The sequence below is a fragment of the Streptomyces sp. NPDC001536 genome, from assembly GCF_042894505.1.
GTDB lineage: Bacteria > Actinomycetota > Actinomycetes > Streptomycetales > Streptomycetaceae > Streptomyces.
This window is the reverse complement of sequence record NZ_JBIAVQ010000001.1, coordinates 663,561-681,569: the sequence shown is the minus strand read 5'-3', so window position 1 is coordinate 681,569 and position 18,009 is coordinate 663,561. Positions and strand designations below refer to the sequence as shown.

Sequence of the window (18,009 nt, the reverse complement as noted above, 5' to 3'; positions counted from 1 at the left end):
TCAACCTCGGTGATATCGGCCGTGTCTCACCCCCCGACCACGCTCGACGAAGAGCACAAAGGGGAGAGACATGACCGTACGGACGACTCTCGTGGCGGCGACCGCCGCGGCGCTGTCACTGGCCCTGGCGGGCCCCGCGTTCGCGGCGGCACCCGCCAGAGGTGACCACGAGACGACCCGCGAGGCCATCGAGGCCGCGGTGCAGGACGGCGTACCCGGGGTGACGGCGACGGCGCGGACGGGACACCGCGAATGGTCCACGACCGCCGGTGTGGGCAACCTCCGCACGGACCAGCCGCGTTCGGTCCGGGACCGCTACCGCGTCGGCAGCATCACCAAGACCTTCGTGTCGACCGTGCTGCTGCAACTGGAGGCGGAGGGGCGGCTGTCGCTGGACGACACGGTGGCGAAGTGGCTGCCGGGCACGGTCCGCGGCAGCGGCCACGACGGCCGCCACATCACCCTGCGCCAGCTCCTCAACCACACCAGCGGCATCTTCAACTACACCGCCGACGAAGACTTCGGCAGGACGTACTTCCTCAAGGACGGCTTCTTCGAGCATCGCTACGACACGAAGACCCCGGCGGACCTGGTCGCCATCGCGATGACCCACAAGCCGGACTTCGCGCCGGGCACGTCCTGGAACTACTCCAACACCAACTACGTCCTGGCGGGCATGGTGATCGAGAAGGTCACGGGCAGGTCGTACGGGGACGAGGTGCGCCGGCGGATCGTGCAGCCCCTCTCCCTGGACGCCACCTCCGTCCCCGGCACCCGGGTGACCCTCCCGAAGCCCAGCAGCCGCGGCTACTCCAAGCTCGCCGAGACGGCGACGGGACCGACGTACGACGTCACCGAGCTGAACCCCTCGCTGGCCTCGGCCGCGGGCGAGATGATCTCGGACTCCGCCGACCTGAACCGCTTCTACTCGGCCCTGCTGAGGGGCAGGCTGCTCCCGCCGAAGCAGCTCAAGGAGATGAAGACCACGGTGGCGGCCGAGGAGTACCCGAACGCCGGCTACGGCCTCGGCCTCATCGACCGCGAGCTCTCGTGCGGCGTCCACGTCTGGGGCCACGACGGCGGCATCCACGGCTCGAACTCGGTGGCGGTGACCACGGCGGACGGCCGGCACTCGCTCGCCTTCAACTTCAACGGGGACTGGTCGGGGGACAGCGATGCCGTGATCGAGGCGGAGTTCTGCGGCAAGTAGATCAGTGCGTTTCGGTGTAATTGCGCCGACCCAGACACGAAGCGCGCAGTTCATGCGTACGTAATGTCCGTACCGCCTCATATCGGCTAACCCGCACTTCACGGGGATGGCTCGATCTGAGTGCAAGGCGGGTGGTCGTGTGCGTACGGGACACGGACTGCGGGTGCTGTCGGTCTACGAGGGTTTCTTCTCCGGTGGCGCGCGGATCGCGCACTCCGATGTCGTGCTGGGCCTGGTGGAGGGCGGCCAGCGGCACCGGGTGCTGAGTCTGCACGGGGAGGTGTACCGGGAGGCCACTCGTCAGCGGATGGAGGACGACGCGTGCCATCGCGCGCTGACCTCGGCCGGTGTGGTGGTCTCCGCCCTCGATCGTGTGCACGGCGTTTCGGCCGACTTCAGCGGCCCGGACCTGGCCGAAACCGCGCGGGCGATGGCGCAGGCCGACGTGATCCTGTCACTGAAGGAGCAGCCCCTCGCCCTGCTCAACCAGGCGGGTCTGCCGCGCCGCCCGGTCGTGGTCTGTCTGCACCGCTCGGATCCGGAGAACCAGGGCCAGGCCCTGGACAGCCTCAAGGCCGCCATCGCGGACGGCACCGTCGCCGCCTGCGTCTGCTGCGCGGAGTCGACGCGGGCGGCGTACCGGACGGCGGGGATCCCGGCCGAGCTGCTGCATGTCGTCCCCAACGGGGTGGACCTCCTGCGCTTCCGCCCGGACGCCGTGCGCCGGCTGGCCTTCCGCGCGGAACTGGGGGTCGCGGCCGCCGCTCCGGTGGTCGTCTTCGCCGCCCGCTACGACGGCATGAAGAACGTGCCGCTCTTCCTCGACGCGGCCCGCGAGTGGCTCCGCCGGGAGCCGGAGGGGCACGTCGTGATGTGCGGGACGGGCATGACGGAGACCAACCCGGCCCTGACGGCGGACATCCTCGCCGCGGGGCTCGCCCCCGACCGGGACCGGCTGCGTCTCCTGGGCGTGCGGCGGGACATGGAGACCGTGTACGCGGGCGCGGACGTGGTCGCCCTCACCTCCTCCTGGGGCGAGGCGGCGCCGCTGTGCCTCATCGAGGGCATGATGTGCGGCGCCGTACCGGTCACCACGGACGTCGGCGACAGCGCGGCGATCGTGGCGGGCCGGGGGTTCGTCACGGCCCCGGACGCGACCGAGATCGCGGCCGCCTGGTCGGAGGCGGCGGCGGGGCGGGCAGCACTGGCGCCGGCACTGGAGGCGAGCCGGGAGCGGTTCAGCCGGACACGGATGGTGGCGGCGTACGCGGAGCTCGTCGAGGGGTGCGTACGGGGCACGGTGGGTCGGCGGTCGCAGCCGGAGCCGTACTGAGGGGCCCCACCCGCCCGCGCGAAGGCGGTGTCAGTGGGGGCCTGTTGGATGGGGGGATGTCTGTTCACGAAGTGACGCGTGCTCTGCCCGCCATCGAAGTCGTCCGAGACCGGTGCCGGGCCCTCGCCGTGCTGGATGCCGTGCTGAGCCGGGACTGGGAGGCTCGGTACTACTCCTTCTCGGCCGGCTGGTCGGAGACGGAGGAGGCGGCCTCGATGAGCGACGGGTCGGGGAACGAGTACTCGATCGTCTTCTCGGCAGCCGGGGCCTACGCCCGTGGGTTCGACCACGAGTCGGAAATGAGCCCGTACCGGGTGAGCCCGCCGGAGCCTTGGCCGGGGCTGTTCGAGGGGTTGCCCGAGGCGCTCCGGGCCTATGTCAGCGAGCCCGCCTTCACCGACGAGGACGGGACGCCGCTGGCGACGGTGTGCTTCTGGCGGGAGCGGGGTGACACGGAGTGGGGATCGGGTGCGCCCGAGCCGGGTGCCGAGGACTACGGCAGTGCCGAGTGGCTCTTCGGGGTTTTGGTGGACGGGCGGCCCGAGGCCTACAAGGAGTTCGCCGAGGAGTACTACGAGGTCGATGTGGATCTTGACGCCGTGCGGCATGTCTATGCCCAGCGGCCGCTCACGCAGGACGTCGTCTCCGCGCTGAATCCGGATGTCGTGCTGGGCGATCTGGACGAGGAGTTGGCGCAGATCGGATTTCCGAGGGGGCAGGGATGAATTCTGTACATTCGCTTTGCCTGATGATCATCGACAATGACTCAGGGGAAAGTCGAAGATCCGCTCGATAAGGAGGGGCCGCCGATCCCCCTCCGATCGGCGGCCCCTCCTCCCCGGTCGGCGCCGGTTACCTGGGCAGCACCACGACATACGCGGCCGGGTCGCGGTCGCTCGATGCCATCAGTGCCGTGCGGACCACCGCCGCCTGCTGTTCCGTCGACTCACGGAGCTTCTTCGGGGTGATGTGGACGACCGTGATGCCGAGGCGCTCCAGGTGCTCGCGCTTGCGGGCGTACTCCGACCACAGGGCGTCCTCGTCCTGGCGGGGAGCCCGGGTGTCCAGTTCCACGGCCACCGCCTGCTCCGGCCAGTACGCGTCCAGGCCGCCCAGATGAGGGCCGCCGGGGAGGCGGAGGTCGACGTTCCACACCGGGTCCGGCAGACCGTGCTCGCGGACCATGCGGTACAGGCGGTCCTCCGCGATCGCCCTGCCCTCCGCGAGCAGGGAGTCCACCGCGTCCACCACGTGCGGGCGGCTCAGCAGCTTCGCGTTGTTCAACTCACGCACCACCGCCGCCGGTTCGCAGTGCCCGCCCCGGACCGCCTCCGTGAGCAGCCGGCGCACCACCCCCGCGTCCGACAGTTCCGCCACCGCGTCGGCCAGGGCGCGGGGCACCGGGGCCACCGGGAGGCCGGTGACCAGGTGCGGGGCCGGCATGGACGTCGTACGGACGATGCGGGCGCAGCCCGTCGAGCGCAGCCGGCGCAGCCGTGGGACCAGGACGTCCAGCCGGTCCTGGGACATCAGCGGGGGCGCCGACGTGAAGCCGTGCAGCGTCAGGGCGGCGAGGCCCGTGAGCATCGCCTCCGCGTACGTCGGGGCGTGCGGCTGCTCGGCTCCGGGCTGGGCCGGGACCCCCGCGGCGCGTTCCTTCGCCGCGTACATCAGGACCGCGTGCAGCCGCTCCTCGCTGGTCGGCGGGCCCGGGTGGAGCAGGATCACGCCCGGGAGGATCTGCTGCCAGGGGCCGCCGGGGCGGCACTGCTCGTTCGTCTCGGCCGACGAGACGCCGTGCGACCTCAACTGCGCGGCCGTCATCACCCGGCGGTGCACCTCCGAGAGGTGGCGGACCGGGCGGGGGGAGAGCGGGGGGACCGGGGTGTTGTGGTTCATGCAGCGGGTGTTCCCGCCGTTGATCTGATTCCTAACCGCTGTTACGCGCCTGTCGACGAATGCGGACAAGACGGTACTAAAGGACGGGTGTTCGGATGCCGAGTAGGCACCGAAAACCCCTGGTCCGAATGGGTTGGACCAGGGGTTACGGTCGTAATTGCCTGAACTTCGTAACGGCTACCAAGAGCCCAAGCTCTGGGCAGAGATCAGGAGTTCAGCCTGTCATCCCGCCGCCGCGTCGCACTCCTGTCCGCGCAACGCCCTCGCCAGGTCGTCCCGCGCCTCCAGGACCAGCCGGCGCAGCGCCGGTGCCGCGTCCTCGTGCGCCGCCAGCCACGCGTCCGTCGCCTCCACCGTCGCCCGCGACTGCTGCAACGACGGGAACAGACCGCCGACCACGTCCATGCCGATCTGGATCGAGCGGTCCGTCCACACCCGCTCGATCGCCTCGAAGTACTTCGACGCGTACGGCGCCAGCAACTCCCGCTGCGAGGACTGGTTCCAGCCCGAGATCGTCGCCCCGACCAGCGCGTTCGACAGGGCGTCGGACTCCACCACCTGCGCCCACGCCTGCGCCTTCACCGCCGCCGACGGACGGGCCGCCAGACAGCGCACCTGGTGGCGCTTGCCCGACGCCGTGTCGTCGCGGGCCAGTTCGGCGGCCAGCGTCGCCTCGTCCGCGACCCCGTGCGCGGCCAGCGGCTCCAGGAACGCCCAGCGCAGCTCCTGGTCCACCTCCAGGCCGTCGATCTCCGCCGTTCCCTCCAGCAGGCCCTGGAGCAGCTGGAGATCGGCGGCGCCCGACGCCACCGTCGCGAAGAACCGCGCCCACGCCAACTGGTGCTCGCTGCCCGGCTCCGCCGACCGCAGCTCCTTGAGCGCACCCTCGGCCAGCAGCCGCTCGCCCGTCGGACCCCACTGCGGGCTCACGTAGTTGACCAGCGAGGAGTTCGCCCACGCGTGCAGCATCTGGAGCACGCCGATGTCCGACTCCCGGCCCGCGAACCGCAGCACCAGGTCCACGAAGTCCCGGGCGGGCAGCAGCGCGTCCCGCGTCATGTTCCACAGCGCCGACCAGCACAGCGCACGGGCGAGCGGGTCGGTGATGTCCCCCAGATGCCCCTTGAGGGTCTCCAGGGAGCCCACGTCGAACCGCGTCTTGCAGTACGTCAGGTCGTCGTCGTTGACCAGCACGAGCTCCGGCGCCTGCGCACCCGCCAGCTCGGCCACGACCGTCCGCGGACCCTCCACGTCCACCTCGACGCGCGCGTACCGCTCGACCGTCCCGTCCGCGCCCTTGCGGTACAGGCCCACCGCCACCCGGTGCGGGCGCAGTTCGGGGTGCGACTCGGCGGCCTCCTGGACCACCGCGAGCTCGTCGATCAGGCCCTCGGGGTTCAGCAGCACCTGCGGGGTGAGGGAGTTGACCCCGGCCGTCTGGAGCCACGACCGCGACCACGCCGCCATGTCCCGGCCGCTGGTCTCCTCGAGGACCGACAGCAGGTCACCGAGGCGCGTGTTGCCGTACGCGTGCCGCTTGAAGTAGCGCCGCGCGCCCTCCAGGAACGCGTCCTGACCGACGTACGCCACCAGCTGCTTCAGCACCGAGGCGCCCTTGGCGTACGTGATGCCGTCGAAGTTGAGCTTGGCGTCCTGGAGGTCGCGGATGTCCGCGGTGATCGGGTGCGTGGAGGGGAGCTGGTCGGCGCGGTACGCCCAGGCCTTGCGGCGGTTGGCGAAGGTGATCCAGGCGTCCTCGAAGCGGGTCGCGCCGACATTGGCGAAGGTGCCCATGAAGTCCGCGAAGGACTCCTTCAGCCACAGGTCGTCCCACCACACCATGGTGACGAGGTCGCCGAACCACATGTGCGCCATCTCGTGCAGGATGACGTTGGCCCGCGCCTCGTACGACGCCCGTGTCACCTTGCCCCGGAAGATGTACTCCTCGCGGAAGGTCACCAGGCCCGGGTTCTCCATCGCGCCGAGGTTGTACTCGGGCACGAACGCCTGGTCGTACTTGCCGAAGGGGTACGGGTAGTCGAAGTGCTCGTGGAAGAAGTCCAGGCCCTGCTTGGTGATCAGGAAGACGTCGTCGGCGTCGAAGTGCTTCGCCAGCCCCTTGCGGCACAGGGCGCCGAGGGGGATCTCCAGCGTCGTACCGTCACCCAGGTCGCGGGAGTAGGAGTCCGTCACGTAGTGGTACGGGCCCGCCACCACACAGGTGATGTACGTCGAGATCGGCTTCGTCTCCGCGAAGCGCCAGACACCGTCGGACAGCTCCCCGGCCCCGTTGCTCCACACCGTCCAGGCCTCCGGCGCCCGTACCTCGAAGCGGAACGGGGCCTTGAGGTCCGGCTGCTCGAAGTTGGCGAAGACCCGGCGGGAGTCGGCCGGCTCGTACTGCGTGTAGAGGTAGACCTCGCCGTCCTCGGGGTCGACGAAGCGGTGCAGGCCCTCGCCGGTACGGGAGTAGGCGCACTGGGCGTCGACGACCAGCTCGTTGTCGGCGGCCAGGTCCTCCAGGGCGATCCGGGAGCCGTCGAAGACCTCGCTCGGGTCGAGATCCTTGCCGTTGAGTGAGACGGCCGTCACACTCGGCGCGATCAGGTCCGCGAAGCTGGACGCGCCGGGCTCGCTGCACCGGAAGCGGATCGTGGTCACGGAGCGGAAGGTGCGCGGCGCCTCGTCCCCGCCGGCCACGGCGGAGCGGACGTCGAGGGACACGTCGTACCCGTCGACGGACAGCAGGGCGGCCCGCTCCCGGGCCTCGTCGCGGGACAGATTCTCACCGGGCACGGGCGGCACTCCCTGGGGTGGTGTTCGGTATGTGGACAGCACCGATCCTGCCACGCGCCCCTGACGCGCGGCAGCAGGGAATGCGGGCGGCCGGGGGGAATGGGGCGGGGTGCGGACGGTGTTCCCTCTTTCAATCGAACACTTTCCTTAGGAGACTCATGTCCGAGACCGGCTCCGCGAAGACGCCCGTCGACTTCTGGTTCGACCCGCTGTGCCCCTGGGCCTGGATGACCTCCCGCTGGGTGCTGGAGGTGGAGAAGGCCCGGGACATCGAGGTGCGCTGGCACATCATGAGCCTGGCCGTGCTGAACGAGGACAAGATCGACCAGCTGCCCGAGGAGTACCGGGAGATGCTGGCGACCAAGGCGTGGAAGCCGGTCCGCGTGGCGACCGCGGCCTGGCAGAAGCACGGCGCGGACGTCCTCGGCCCGCTCTACACCGCGCTCGGCACCCGCTTCCACAACAACGGCGAGGGCCCGACCGTCGAGGCGATAGCCGCCGCTCTGAAGGACGCCGGTCTGCCCGCCGACCTGATCGACTACGCCGACCAGGAGGACTTCGAGTTCGACGCCGAGCTGCGCGCCTCCCACAAGGAGGGCATCGACAAGGTCGGCCAGGAGGTCGGCACCCCGGTCATCGCCGTCCCCGGCCCCGACGGCGAGCAGATCGCCTTCTTCGGCCCGGTCGTCACCCCGGCCCCCAAGGGCGAGGACGCGGCGCGCCTGTGGGACGGCACGCTCGCCGTCGCCTCGGTGCCGGGCTTCTACGAGATCAAGCGGACCCGGACCAAGGGCCCGGACTTCAGCAACCTGTAGGGATCACTCCTTGGGGTCGGCGGCCGGAATCCGGAGTTCCTCCGGGAGCAGGTCGCCGTCACCCTGGTTGTGCACGGGCTGGTACCACCGGCAGCCCTCCGCGGTGCAGCGCCACAGGTCGGTCCTGTTGCGGTGCTTCTCCTTGGCCTGCGCCCTCTCCCCGGCCTTGAGCTTCCGGTACACCTGGTTGTGTTTCTTGCAGCCCGGGCAGTACTTGTTGCCGAAGAACATCAACGCCTCCGCGCCATCACGGCCAGATCCGGAAAGTCGGTCACCACCGCGTCGACTCCCAACTCGTAGTACAGCGCGTACTCCGCGAACGCGTCCCCGAAATCGTTCGCTCCGCTTCCGCGCCGGAACCGCGCGGGCAGGAACTGGTTCTCCGCGCGGAAGGTGTACGGCCCCACCCTCAGCCCCGCCGCGTGCGCGTCCGCCAGCAGCGTCGAGGCGGCGACCGACGACTTGTCCGGCCCGATCCACGCCGCGTACCGCGCGATCCGCGCCAGCCCCGCCGGGGTCATCATGTCCGCGTACGTCGTCGGATCACCGGCCGAGACCAGGTCGTACGGCCCTCCCGTGGTCCCCAGCGCCTGCCACAGCGGCACACCGAGCCCCGTCATCCGCTCAAGGCTCGTCGGCTCGAAGGACTGGACGACGCACTCGTGCGGGCCGAGACGGTTGCGGCGGATCAGGTCGGTCAGCCGCGGCTCCAGTTCCAGGCCGATCGAGCGGAAGTACGTCGGGTGCTTGGTCTCGGGGAAGACGGCGATCGTGCGCCCGGAGGACCGCGACAGCCTCCGCGCCAGGTCCACCACCTCCTGGAAGGTGAGGATCCGCTCCCGGCCGTCGAAGACGGTGTTGCGGTTGCGGACCAGCGGCAGCCGCTCCACGGCCCGCAGCGTCCTCAGCTCCGCCAGCGTGAAGTCCTCGGTGAACCAGCCGGTCACCGACCGCCCGTCCACCGTCTTCGTCGTACGACGGCCCGCGAACTCCGGGTGCGACGCCACGTCCGTCGTCTGCGAGATCTCGTTCTCGTGCCGGACCACCAGCACCTGGTCCTTCGTCGGCACCAGGTCCGGTTCGATCCAGTCGGCGCCGCTCTGGACGGCGAACGTGTAGGAGGCGGCGGTGTGTTCGGGGCGCCAGCCCGCCGCGCCGCGGTGGCCGATGACCAGGGGGCGCGCACGTTCGGAAGCCGCCGCGTGCGCGGGCACGGCCGCGGCCACCGGGGTGGCGGCGGCCGCGAGCAGGAGGGAACGGCGTCTGGGGTTCACTCGAGTTCCTTTCCTCATCGGTACGTCGATGTCCTCGACGCGGAAGCGCGCGCCTCGGCGAGCCGGGTCAGGTGCTCGGCATAGCCCTTCGCGTAGGCCGACGCCCGCCTCTCGTCCGGCTCCACCACCGCCGTCGGTCGCGTCCACGCCGCCACGTCCAGCGAGATGCCGTACCGCTCGGCCGCCGCGAGCACCGCACCCCGGGCGCCGACCTCGCCCTCGACGACGCGCAGCGGCCGCCCGAGCACATCGGCGAGCAGCCGCATCCAGACGGGGCTGCGGGTGCCGCCGCCGCACACCGCGAGCGAACCCGTCAGACCCGCGGCCTCCAGACAGTGCCGGGCGGCGAAACCGATGCCCTCACAGGTCGCGCGGACCAGGTCCGCCCGCGTCGACTCCAGGGACACGCCCCTGAGTTCGGCGCGCAACCCGGGTTCGACGAAGGGAGCACGTTCGCCGGAGGGGGCGAAGTACGGCAGGACGCTGACGCCGTTGGCGCCCGGCGGGGTCTCCTCCAGCAGGCCGTCCACCTCGTCGTGCCGTACGCCTGTCGTCGACAGCACCCAGTCCAGGGCCGCCGTGCCGACCATCGCCGGCATGGCGCGCAGCCAGTGGCCGGCGCGGTCGGTGGAGATGTACAGCCCCGCCGGTTCGCCCGACAGGTCCAGGTCGTCGGTGGCGACGAGACTGGCGAGGCAGGTGCCGACGATCAGCAGCCCGTCGCCGGGCGCGGTCACCCCGGCGCCCAGCGCGCAGGCGGGCAGGTCGTAGGGGCCGTCGGCGATCCGGGTGCCGGCCGGCAGGCCCTCGCCGCGCGCCTCGGCCGTGGCGACCGGGTCACTGACCGGGGCCAGCAGACCGCGCCGGTGGGTCAGGCCCAGCAGCTCGACGACCCGGTTGTCGTAGGTGCGCGAGCGCGGGTCCAGGAACGGCATCGACGCGTCCGACACATCCGTCGTCGCGCGGGCCGCCCCCGTCAGCCGCTGGAACACCATGTCCTTGCAGTAGACGGCCGCCGACGCCGCGTCCAGCGACTTCGGGTCATGGCTGTCCAGCCAGGCCAGCAACGGACCAGGAGAGCCCGGGAACATGGCGCCGCCCGTGCGCCGGAACACCGTCTCGAACGTGCCGTCCGCCAGCCACCGGTCGACCAGTTCATGCGCCCGACCGTCCATCCAGGACACCGCCGACCGCACCGGACGGCCCGCCGCGTCCACCAGCCACACCCCGTCGCCCTGCCCGGTGAGCCCGGCCAGCTCCACCGGCTCGGGCACGCGCGAGGTCACCTCCTCCAGGACGGCGACGACCGCCGCGTACACCTCGTCCATGTCCTGCTCGACGAAACCGCCGTGCAGCGCGAGGCGCACCGGGCGTGCGGCGACGGCCAGTTCACGTCCCGAGCCGTCGAAGGCGGCGGCCTTCACCGTGGACGTGCCCACATCGATACCCACGTACATGAGCGCCTCCTCGTCCCTCAGGTCAGACAGTGAGCCGGCGGTTCCCCACGCAGCCACCGGCCCACTTCCGCCGCGGCGATCCGTGCCGCCTTCTCCGCCACCGCGCGCGAGGCCCCGCCCAGATGCGGAGTCATCACCACCCGGTCGGCCAGCCCCGGCAGCCGCGAGTCCGCAGGCAGCGGTTCCCTCGCGTACGTGTCCAGCGCCGCCGCCGACAGCCGCCCGCTCTCCAGCGCGTCGCACAGCGCCTCCTCGTCCAGGAGAGGGCCGCGGGCCGCGTTCACCACGACCGCGCCCGGCGGGAGCAGGGCCAGTTCCCGGGCGCCGATCAGGCCCCGGGTCTCCTCGGTCAGCCGGGCGTGCAGGGTGATCACGCGGGACCTGCGCAGGAGGTCGTCGAGGGACGCCACCCGCAGACCGTGGATCTCGCCGCGGACGTAGGGGTCGTGGACCATGACCTGCGCGCCGAAGGCGCAGAGCACCCGGGCGACCCGGCTGCCCACCGCGCCGTAGCCGACCAGCCCGACGGGGAGGTCCTCCAGTTCCAGTCCGCTGTTCTCGTAGGTGTAGTAAGCCGAACCCTCCCAACTCCCTTTCCCGGCAAGGAGGTTGTGAGCCTGGGGGATACGGCGGAGGGCGGCGAGGAGCAGCCCGACGGTGAACTCGGCGGTGGCGGCGGCGTTGCGCCCGGGGGTGAAGCAGACCCGGACGTCGTGCGCCTTGGCCGCCTCCAGGTTGACGTTCACCGGACCGCCCCGGCAGACGACCACCAGCCGCAGCGAGGGCGAGGCGGCCAGGACCCGTTCGGTGACCGGGCCCATCTGCGTGACCAGTACCCGCGCACCGGACAGCGCCTCGATCAGCTCGTCCTCGGCGTCGCTCGCCTCCAGGACCTCCGCGACCGGCCCGAACGGCACCAGAGGCCAGCCGAGCGTCAACTCCCGTACCTCCACGGCATGTTCGCCGACCTCGTCCGCCACCGCGCGGGCGATCAGGCCCGGCAGGACGAAGTGGTCGCCGGCCGCCGTGACCCGCAGGATCTCGCTCATCGCAGGGAGTCTCCCGTCTCGGCGTCGAAGACATGGGTGAGGTCCGGGTCGGCGGTGACGCGGACGGTGTCGCCGTGGGCCAGCCGCACCTCCGGGTCGGTGAGGACGACGAGCTCGACCCCTCCTTCAAGGGCCAGCGTCGCGATGCCCGACTCCAGGAGGGGCTCGTGGGCGACGACCCGCGCGGCCAGTCCTTCGTCCCCGGCCAGTCGCAGATCCTCGGGGCGGATCCCGACCACCACCTCCCGGCCCGCCGCCACCGGCACCGGCAGCGCGATCCTTACCGCGTCCGAGAGGCGGGCGTGGCCGTCGTCGGTCGCGACCCCGTTGAGCAGGTTGATCGCGGGTTCGCCGACGAAGTCGGCCACGAAGACGTTCGCGGGGCTGTCGTAGATCTCGTAGGGCGTGCCCAGCTGCTGGATCACGCCGTCCTTCATCACGGCGATCCGGTCGGCGAGGGAGAGGGCCTCCTCCTGGTCGTGGGTGACGAGGATGGTCGTATGGCCCAAGTCCCGCTGGATCCGCTTGAGTTCACGGCGTGTGGTGTCGCGCTGGGCCGCGTCCAGATGGGAGAGCGGCTCGTCCAGGAGCAGGACGTCCGGCTCGCGGATCAACGCGCGGGCCAGGGAGACGCGCTGCTTCTGGCCGCTGGACAGGCCCGCCGGGCGGGCGTCGAGGATCTCTGTCAGGCCCACGCGCTCGGCGATGTCGGCGACCTTGCGGGAGACGTCCCCACGGGCGGCTCGGCGCCGCGCCTTCAGCCCGAACGCCAGGTTCTCCGCCACCGTCAGCGGTGGATACAGCGCGTAGTTCTCGAAGGCGACGCCCATGTTGCGGGCCTGGGCCGAGGTCTGGATCACCGATCGCCCGTCCACCAGGATGTCCCCGCCGGTCACCGTCTCCAGACCGGCGATCATCCGCAGCGTGGTGGACTTGCCGCACCCGGACGGGCCCAGCAGTCCGAGCAACTCCCCCGACCGCAGGGCGAGATCGAGGCCCCGTACGGCGTCCACGGCCGGGCGTCCCCGCGAACGGTACGTCTTGCGCAGCTCACGTAGCTCCAGCTGGGTCATCGCCGCCCCTTGTCGTACAGACCTCGTAGTGGACCTTGTGCTCGTCCAGGTCCCGCAGCGCGTCCGCCGGTGCCCCGTCGTCGACCAGCACCAGGTCGAAGCGGGAGAGGGGGGCGACGCGGTGCAGGGCGGTCCGGGCGAGCTTGGTGTGGTCGATCAGCAGGACGTTGCGGGCCGCCGAGTCGAGCATCGCCCGCTTCACCGACACGATGTGCTGCTCCTGGTGGTAGGCGTAACCCCCGTGCACGGCCGACGTGGACGCGAAGCAGACGTCCACGCGCAGGGACTGCACCGCCTCGACGCAGGAGACGCCGAGGAAGGAGGAGTGCAGGGGGTCGTAGTCGCCGCCGAGGGCCATCAGATGGATGCCGCGCTGGTCGGACAGGAGGTTGAGCGCCTCCAGGAAGTTGGTGACCACCGTCAGCGGGGTGATCTCGCCGAGGCGGAGTCTGCGGGCTATCTCCAGGGTGGAGGTGGAGTCGTCCAGCATGATCGCCATGCCGGGCTCGATCAGCTTGAGCGCGTGGTCGGCGACGGCGGCCTTCTCGGCCCGCATGGCTTTGAGGCGGTACTGCACGTTGGACTCGAAGACCCCGGACGGCTGTGCGGTCACACCGCCCCTGAACTTGCGCACGATCCCCTGCCGTTCGAGCTCGTCGAGGTCCCGGTGGATCGTCATCAGGCTCACCCCGAACCGCTCGGCGAGCTCCGCCGCGGTCGCCGAGCCGTCGGCGAGGACCTGCTCGGCCATGGCGGACTGGCGGGCCGCGGGACCCTGCTGTGCGCTGTTGCTCATCGTTTCCCGATCCGTCGTCCTGGGCGCTGCGGCCGGTCGGCCTCGAACAGCAGCAGGTTCTCAGGCCGGACCGTCAGCCGCACCGGATCGTCGGGACGCAGACCGGTGGTGTCGGCCCGGGGCGCCACCAGGGACACGTGCTGCTCGCCGAGGCGGACGGTGACCTCGACGGCCCGGCCGAGGACCTCGGTGACGTAGACGGTGCCGGTGAGTTCGAGTCCCTGGCCGTTCAGGGCGAGGTCCCTGGGGCGTATGCCGACGAGGACGTCCGTCCCCGCCGGGGCCTTCGCCGACAGCGGCAGCTCGACCTTCCCGTCCGCCGACCGGAAACCCCCGTCCTCGGTCACGGTCCCCGGCAGCAGATTGATCCGCGGCCGCCCGAACGCCCGCGCCACCTCCGTGTCATGGGGCCGGTACCAGATCTCCTCCCGCGTCCCCGTCTGCACGATCCGCCCGTCCCGGATGACCCCGATCCGGTCGCCGAGCGCGAGCGCCTCCACGGAGTCATGGGTGACGTAGAGCGTGGTCGTCCGCTGTACCGCCCCGATCGCCTTCAGCTCGGCCCGCATCTGCTGGCGCAGCTTGGCGTCGAGGTGGGAGAGCGGCTCGTCGAGGAGGAAGGCGCGGGCGGGGCGGACCAGGACCCGGCCGAGGGCGACGCGCTGCCGCTGGCCGTTGGAGAGCTGGCCGACGGGGCGGTCCAACAAGCCGCTGATACCGAGGAGTTCGGCGATCGCGCCGATCCGCTCGCGGGCCTCGGCGGCCGGGAGCCGGTGGCGGGGCGAGCGGAGCGGGGAGGCGAGGTTGTCGTACGCCGACCTGTGCGGATAGAGCGCGTAGCTCTCGAAGCACATCGCGACCCCACGGTCGTACGGCTCGACGTCCCGCATGTCCTTCCCGTCGATCTCGACCGTTCCGGCGTCGGGGAGCTCCAGCCCCGCGACGGTCTTCAACGTCGTGGTCTTCCCGGCCCCCGACGGCCCGAGCAGACAGAGGAACTCGCCCTCCTGGACCTCCAGTTCGAGCCCGTCGAGGGCGGTGACCTTGCCGTACGTCTTTCTGATCCCGCGCAGTCCGATCACGACTTCACCGCCCCGAACGACAGCCCCCGCACCAGATACCGCTGGATGGTGAGGGCGAGCAGCAGGGGCGGTACGACGGAGACCAGGGCCGCCGCTGCCGTCAGGTTGTACTTGGGGCGGTCGCCGCCGAGGAAGGACAGCGCGCCGACGGTCACGGTCTGGGCCTCGTTGGAGGTGAGGATCAGCGGAAAGACGAAGTTGTTCCAAGCGAAGATGAAGGCGAGCAGCGACACGGCGGCCACCCCCGGCTTGACGAGCGGGAGGGCCACCTTGAAGAAGGCCTGTCTGCGGGTGTAGCCGTCCAGCAGGGCCGCCTGCTCCAACTCGGGGGTCAGATCGGCGAAGTAGGACCGCATGATCCATACGATCAGCGGGAGGGTGACCAGTTGGAGCACCCAGATCATGCCGACGTACGTGTCGAAGAGGCCGAGCTTCTGGTAGAGCACGAACAGCGGAATGATCACGGTGAGTTCGGGAGCGAACCGGAACGACAGCAGGGTGAACATCAGGTTCTCGGAGCCCTTGAACCGCCACCGCGCCGACGCGTACGCCGCCGGAAGGCCGACCAGCAGCGACAGCAGCACCGCCCCCAGCGACACCACCAGGCTGTTGACGAAGAACCGCACGAACGGGATGCCCTCGCTGTCGCCGAGGACCGTGCGGTAGCCGTCGAGGGTGGGGGAGAAGGAGAAGTAGGTGCTGAAGAGCTGGTTGGTGGGCTTCAGGGACAGGATCAGCATCCAGGCGATCGGGAAGAGCGCGAAGACGAAGTAGAGGATGAGGGCGGCGTCGGCCAGCCATCCCCACAGGCGCTTGGTCACTTCGAAGCCACCTCCGCCGCCTTGCGCTGGATCTTCCCGAGATGGCGGACCAGCACCATCGCGGCCAGGTACACCACGGCCCAGAGCACGATCGTGTAGCTGATCCCGAAGGAGTACCGCTGGAAGCGGATCGCCTCCAGATACGCCCTGATCTGGAGGACGACGGTCGAGTCGCCCGGCCCGCCCTCGGTGAGGGCGTAGATGATGTCGAACACCTTCAGCGAGTCCATGAACCGGAAGATCACCGCGACCAGCACGTACGGCCACAGCATCGGCAGGGTGAGCCGGCGGAAGGTGTACCACCAGCTCGCCCCGTCGACGGCCGCCGCCTCGAAGGGGGAGGCCGGCAGCGACCGCAGTCCGGCGAGGGCGAGGATCGCGACGAACGGTGTGTAGACCCACACGTCGACGGCGATCGACGACAGCAGTGCGCCGGTCGGGGTGTCCGTCCACTGGACTCCGCCCAACCCGAAGGGTTTCAGCAGGTGGTTGACGACCCCCACGGACGGTTGCAGCATCAGCTTCCAGATGATCGCCGCGATCACGGGGGCGATCATCAGCGGCAGGATCAGGATCTTCTCCAGCACCCGGCCGACGATCGACGAGCGGTGCAGCAGCAGGGCGACGGCGACCCCGAGGAACGTCTCGGCGGCGGCCGCGCCGACCGCGTACAGCACCGTCACCCAGGCCGAGTTCCAGAACGCGTCCTGGGTGAAGACGGTCTGGTAGTTCTCGAACCGCACCATGTCGGGCTGCGGTTTGCTCGCCGAGAAGTCGAAGAGCGTGTAGTACAGCCCGAGCCCGAAGGGGTAGAGGATCCCGCAGGTCAGCAGCAGGGCGGGCACGATCAGGACGTAGGGGCGAAGGGTGAGCCGCCATCCCATGGGGCTAGTCCACCTTGTCGGCGAGATCGCCCGCCAGACCGTTCAGCACCGACTTCGCGTTCTTTCCGCCGTAGATCTCCTGGAGGGCCGCGGCCCAGCTGGTGGTGGCGTCGAAGAACTGCGCCTGCGGGGTGAACTGGATCTTCGTCTGGTCCACCACGGTCTCGAAGGTCTCGATGAAGCCGGGCAGGCTCCTCATCTTGTCCTTGTACGCGGCGTCGTCGGCGACCGACTTGCGTACCGGGTCGATGTGGTTGTGCGTGATCGCGCTCCTGCGCAGATGCTCCTTGCCGGTGGCCCACTGGAGGAAGAGCCAACTGGCGCTCTTCTTCTTGCTCTTGGCGTTCATCCCGAGCGACCAGATCCACATGTTGGTGGCGAGGGAGCCGCCCGGACCCTTCGGCCCCGGATGGAAGGCGATCTTCCCGGAGGCGGGACTCGCCCCCTTCACCGCCTGGAAGTAGGCGGCGGTGTCCGCGTCGAACAGCATCCCGGCCTTCTTCGCGCCGAGGTCGCTGGAGCACTGGTACCAGGTGTACGAGGTCCAGGACGGCGGACCGCCCTGCTCGACCATGCCGGCCCAGTCCTCGGTGAAGGCGATCGCCTCCGGGGTGTTCATGGCGGGCGTGAGCTTCTCACCGCTGACCGTGAAGTCCTTCAGCCCGTTGCGGGCGTACATGGTCATGAACCCGGGGTGGATGGTCGCCCAGCTCCTCGACCCGCGGACGGCGATCCCGTACATGCCGTCGAACCCAGCACCCGGGGCCTTGTCCTTGATGACCCCGGCGATCTCGCGCAACTCCTCGAAGTTCTCGGCGGGTCGGAGGCCGAGCTTCTGGAACACCTCGGTGTTGTAGGCGACGACGTTCGTCTCCCACCCCCACGGCAGCGCGTACTGCCCGCCCTGTCCGAGCGGAGCGCCGGCCTTCAGTGACCACTGGTCGGCCTGGAGCAGGTTGGGGAAGAAGTCGGCCTGGTCCCATTCGGCGCCGGTGGCCGCGGAGTTGCGCATCCAGGGCCCGAGATCCTCCAGCCAGCCCGGTGGCCCGTACTGCCACACCATGTACGCGCCGAGCATGAAGACGTCGTACGAGGCGCGGCCACTGGACAGGTCCACGGTGAGCTTGTCGAAGTAGTTGTCCTCGGGGAAGACGTCGTACTCGACCTCGATGCCGGTCTTCTCGGTGAAGGCCTTGAGGTCGGCGATGAGCGCGTCCGTGTAGGGGTGTTTGTTGAGCAGCGCTTTGACGGTCGTGTCCTTCTCGCGCTTCCAGTCGAAGGAGCCGGTCACGTCGTCGGCGGCCGAGCCGTCCCTCTTGCCGTCGTCCCCGCCGAAGCCGGCACCGCAGGCGGACAGGACGGGGGCGGCGGCCAGGGCGGCGCCGAGCGCGAGGAAACGTCGGCGGTCGTGCGCGTGCGTGTCCATCCGTGACCTCCAGGTGGGGCTGGGTCCGGTGTGCTCTGCTCACACGTCGAGTCGACTCGATAACAGAGGGTGTAACGGCGGAAGATGGCCGTCA

General features: G+C 70.3%; 16 protein-coding genes. 4 read left to right on the top strand and 12 right to left on the bottom strand.

The window, feature by feature from the left end; genetic code table 11:
• Positions 1–70: 70 nt before the first annotated feature.
• The 3 genes from ACFY0U_RS03110 (at position 71) to ACFY0U_RS03100 (ending at position 3,268) form a co-directional block, all read left to right on the top strand.
• Positions 71–1,210 (top strand): serine hydrolase domain-containing protein, encoded by a 1,140-nt coding sequence (locus ACFY0U_RS03110; RefSeq protein WP_388629305.1) that lies wholly within the window; start codon positions 71–73, stop codon positions 1,208–1,210.
• A gap of 163 nt (positions 1,211–1,373) precedes the next feature.
• A complete protein-coding gene (locus tag ACFY0U_RS03105; RefSeq protein ID WP_388630424.1) occupies positions 1,374–2,543 on the top strand; it encodes a glycosyltransferase in 1,170 nt (389 codons plus the stop codon).
• 56 nt (positions 2,544–2,599) lie between these two features.
• Positions 2,600–3,268, top strand: coding sequence for a hypothetical protein (locus ACFY0U_RS03100; protein ID WP_388629302.1), 669 nt, complete (start codon positions 2,600–2,602; stop codon positions 3,266–3,268).
• A gap of 127 nt (positions 3,269–3,395) precedes the next feature.
• Here ACFY0U_RS03100 and ACFY0U_RS03095 read toward each other — a convergent pair whose 3' ends face one another.
• Positions 3,396–4,442 (bottom strand): hypothetical protein, encoded by a 1,047-nt coding sequence (locus ACFY0U_RS03095; RefSeq protein ID WP_388629299.1) that lies wholly within the window; start codon positions 4,440–4,442, stop codon positions 3,396–3,398.
• Between the two features lie 222 nt (positions 4,443–4,664).
• Positions 4,665–7,238 (bottom strand): aminopeptidase N, encoded by a 2,574-nt coding sequence (gene pepN, locus ACFY0U_RS03090; RefSeq protein WP_388629297.1) that lies wholly within the window; start codon positions 7,236–7,238, stop codon positions 4,665–4,667.
• 158 nt (positions 7,239–7,396) lie between these two features.
• Between pepN and ACFY0U_RS03085 the strand changes: the two genes are divergently transcribed.
• The gene (locus tag ACFY0U_RS03085) at positions 7,397–8,053 is read left to right on the top strand and encodes a DsbA family protein (protein WP_388629294.1); all 657 of its coding nucleotides are present in this window, start codon (positions 7,397–7,399) and stop codon (positions 8,051–8,053) included.
• A gap of 3 nt (positions 8,054–8,056) precedes the next feature.
• Here the strand turns inward: ACFY0U_RS03085 and ACFY0U_RS03080 are convergent, their stop codons facing one another.
• The 10 genes from ACFY0U_RS03080 to ACFY0U_RS03035 are packed head-to-tail and all read right to left on the bottom strand — an operon-like array spanning position 8,057 to position 17,915.
• Positions 8,057–8,284 (bottom strand): hypothetical protein, encoded by a 228-nt coding sequence (locus ACFY0U_RS03080; protein ID WP_388629291.1) that lies wholly within the window; start codon positions 8,282–8,284, stop codon positions 8,057–8,059.
• The gene (locus ACFY0U_RS03075) at positions 8,284–9,345 is read right to left on the bottom strand and encodes a glycerophosphodiester phosphodiesterase family protein (protein ID WP_388629289.1); all 1,062 of its coding nucleotides are present in this window, start codon (positions 9,343–9,345) and stop codon (positions 8,284–8,286) included. Before ACFY0U_RS03075 ends, ACFY0U_RS03080 begins: the two co-directional genes overlap by 1 nt.
• Positions 9,342–10,784, bottom strand: coding sequence for an FGGY family carbohydrate kinase (locus ACFY0U_RS03070; RefSeq protein WP_388629286.1), 1,443 nt, complete (start codon positions 10,782–10,784; stop codon positions 9,342–9,344). Before ACFY0U_RS03070 ends, ACFY0U_RS03075 begins: the two co-directional genes overlap by 4 nt.
• 17 nt (positions 10,785–10,801) lie before the next feature.
• Entirely contained in the window at positions 10,802–11,833 is a 1,032-nt protein-coding gene (locus ACFY0U_RS03065; protein WP_388629284.1) for a 2-hydroxyacid dehydrogenase, read from the bottom strand.
• Positions 11,830–12,906 (bottom strand): ABC transporter ATP-binding protein, encoded by a 1,077-nt coding sequence (locus ACFY0U_RS03060; RefSeq protein WP_388629281.1) that lies wholly within the window; start codon positions 12,904–12,906, stop codon positions 11,830–11,832. The genes ACFY0U_RS03065 and ACFY0U_RS03060 overlap by 4 nt, the downstream gene beginning before the upstream one ends.
• Positions 12,884–13,702, bottom strand: coding sequence for a DeoR/GlpR family DNA-binding transcription regulator (locus ACFY0U_RS03055; protein WP_388629278.1), 819 nt, complete (start codon positions 13,700–13,702; stop codon positions 12,884–12,886). Before ACFY0U_RS03055 ends, ACFY0U_RS03060 begins: the two co-directional genes overlap by 23 nt.
• Complete coding sequence (locus ACFY0U_RS03050; RefSeq protein ID WP_388629275.1) at positions 13,699–14,784, bottom strand: ABC transporter ATP-binding protein; 1,086 nt, start codon at positions 14,782–14,784, stop codon at positions 13,699–13,701. Before ACFY0U_RS03050 ends, ACFY0U_RS03055 begins: the two co-directional genes overlap by 4 nt.
• Positions 14,781–15,605, bottom strand: coding sequence for a carbohydrate ABC transporter permease (locus ACFY0U_RS03045; RefSeq protein ID WP_388629273.1), 825 nt, complete (start codon positions 15,603–15,605; stop codon positions 14,781–14,783). The genes ACFY0U_RS03050 and ACFY0U_RS03045 overlap by 4 nt, the downstream gene beginning before the upstream one ends.
• Positions 15,602–16,489: a carbohydrate ABC transporter permease gene (locus ACFY0U_RS03040; protein WP_388629270.1), complete on the bottom strand. Its 888-nt coding sequence runs from the start codon at positions 16,487–16,489 to the stop codon at positions 15,602–15,604. Before ACFY0U_RS03040 ends, ACFY0U_RS03045 begins: the two co-directional genes overlap by 4 nt.
• 4 nt (positions 16,490–16,493) lie before the next feature.
• On the bottom strand, positions 16,494–17,915 hold the full coding sequence (locus ACFY0U_RS03035) for an ABC transporter substrate-binding protein (RefSeq protein WP_388629267.1): 1,422 nt from the start codon (positions 17,913–17,915) through the stop codon (positions 16,494–16,496).
• Positions 17,916–18,009 lie beyond the last annotated feature (94 nt).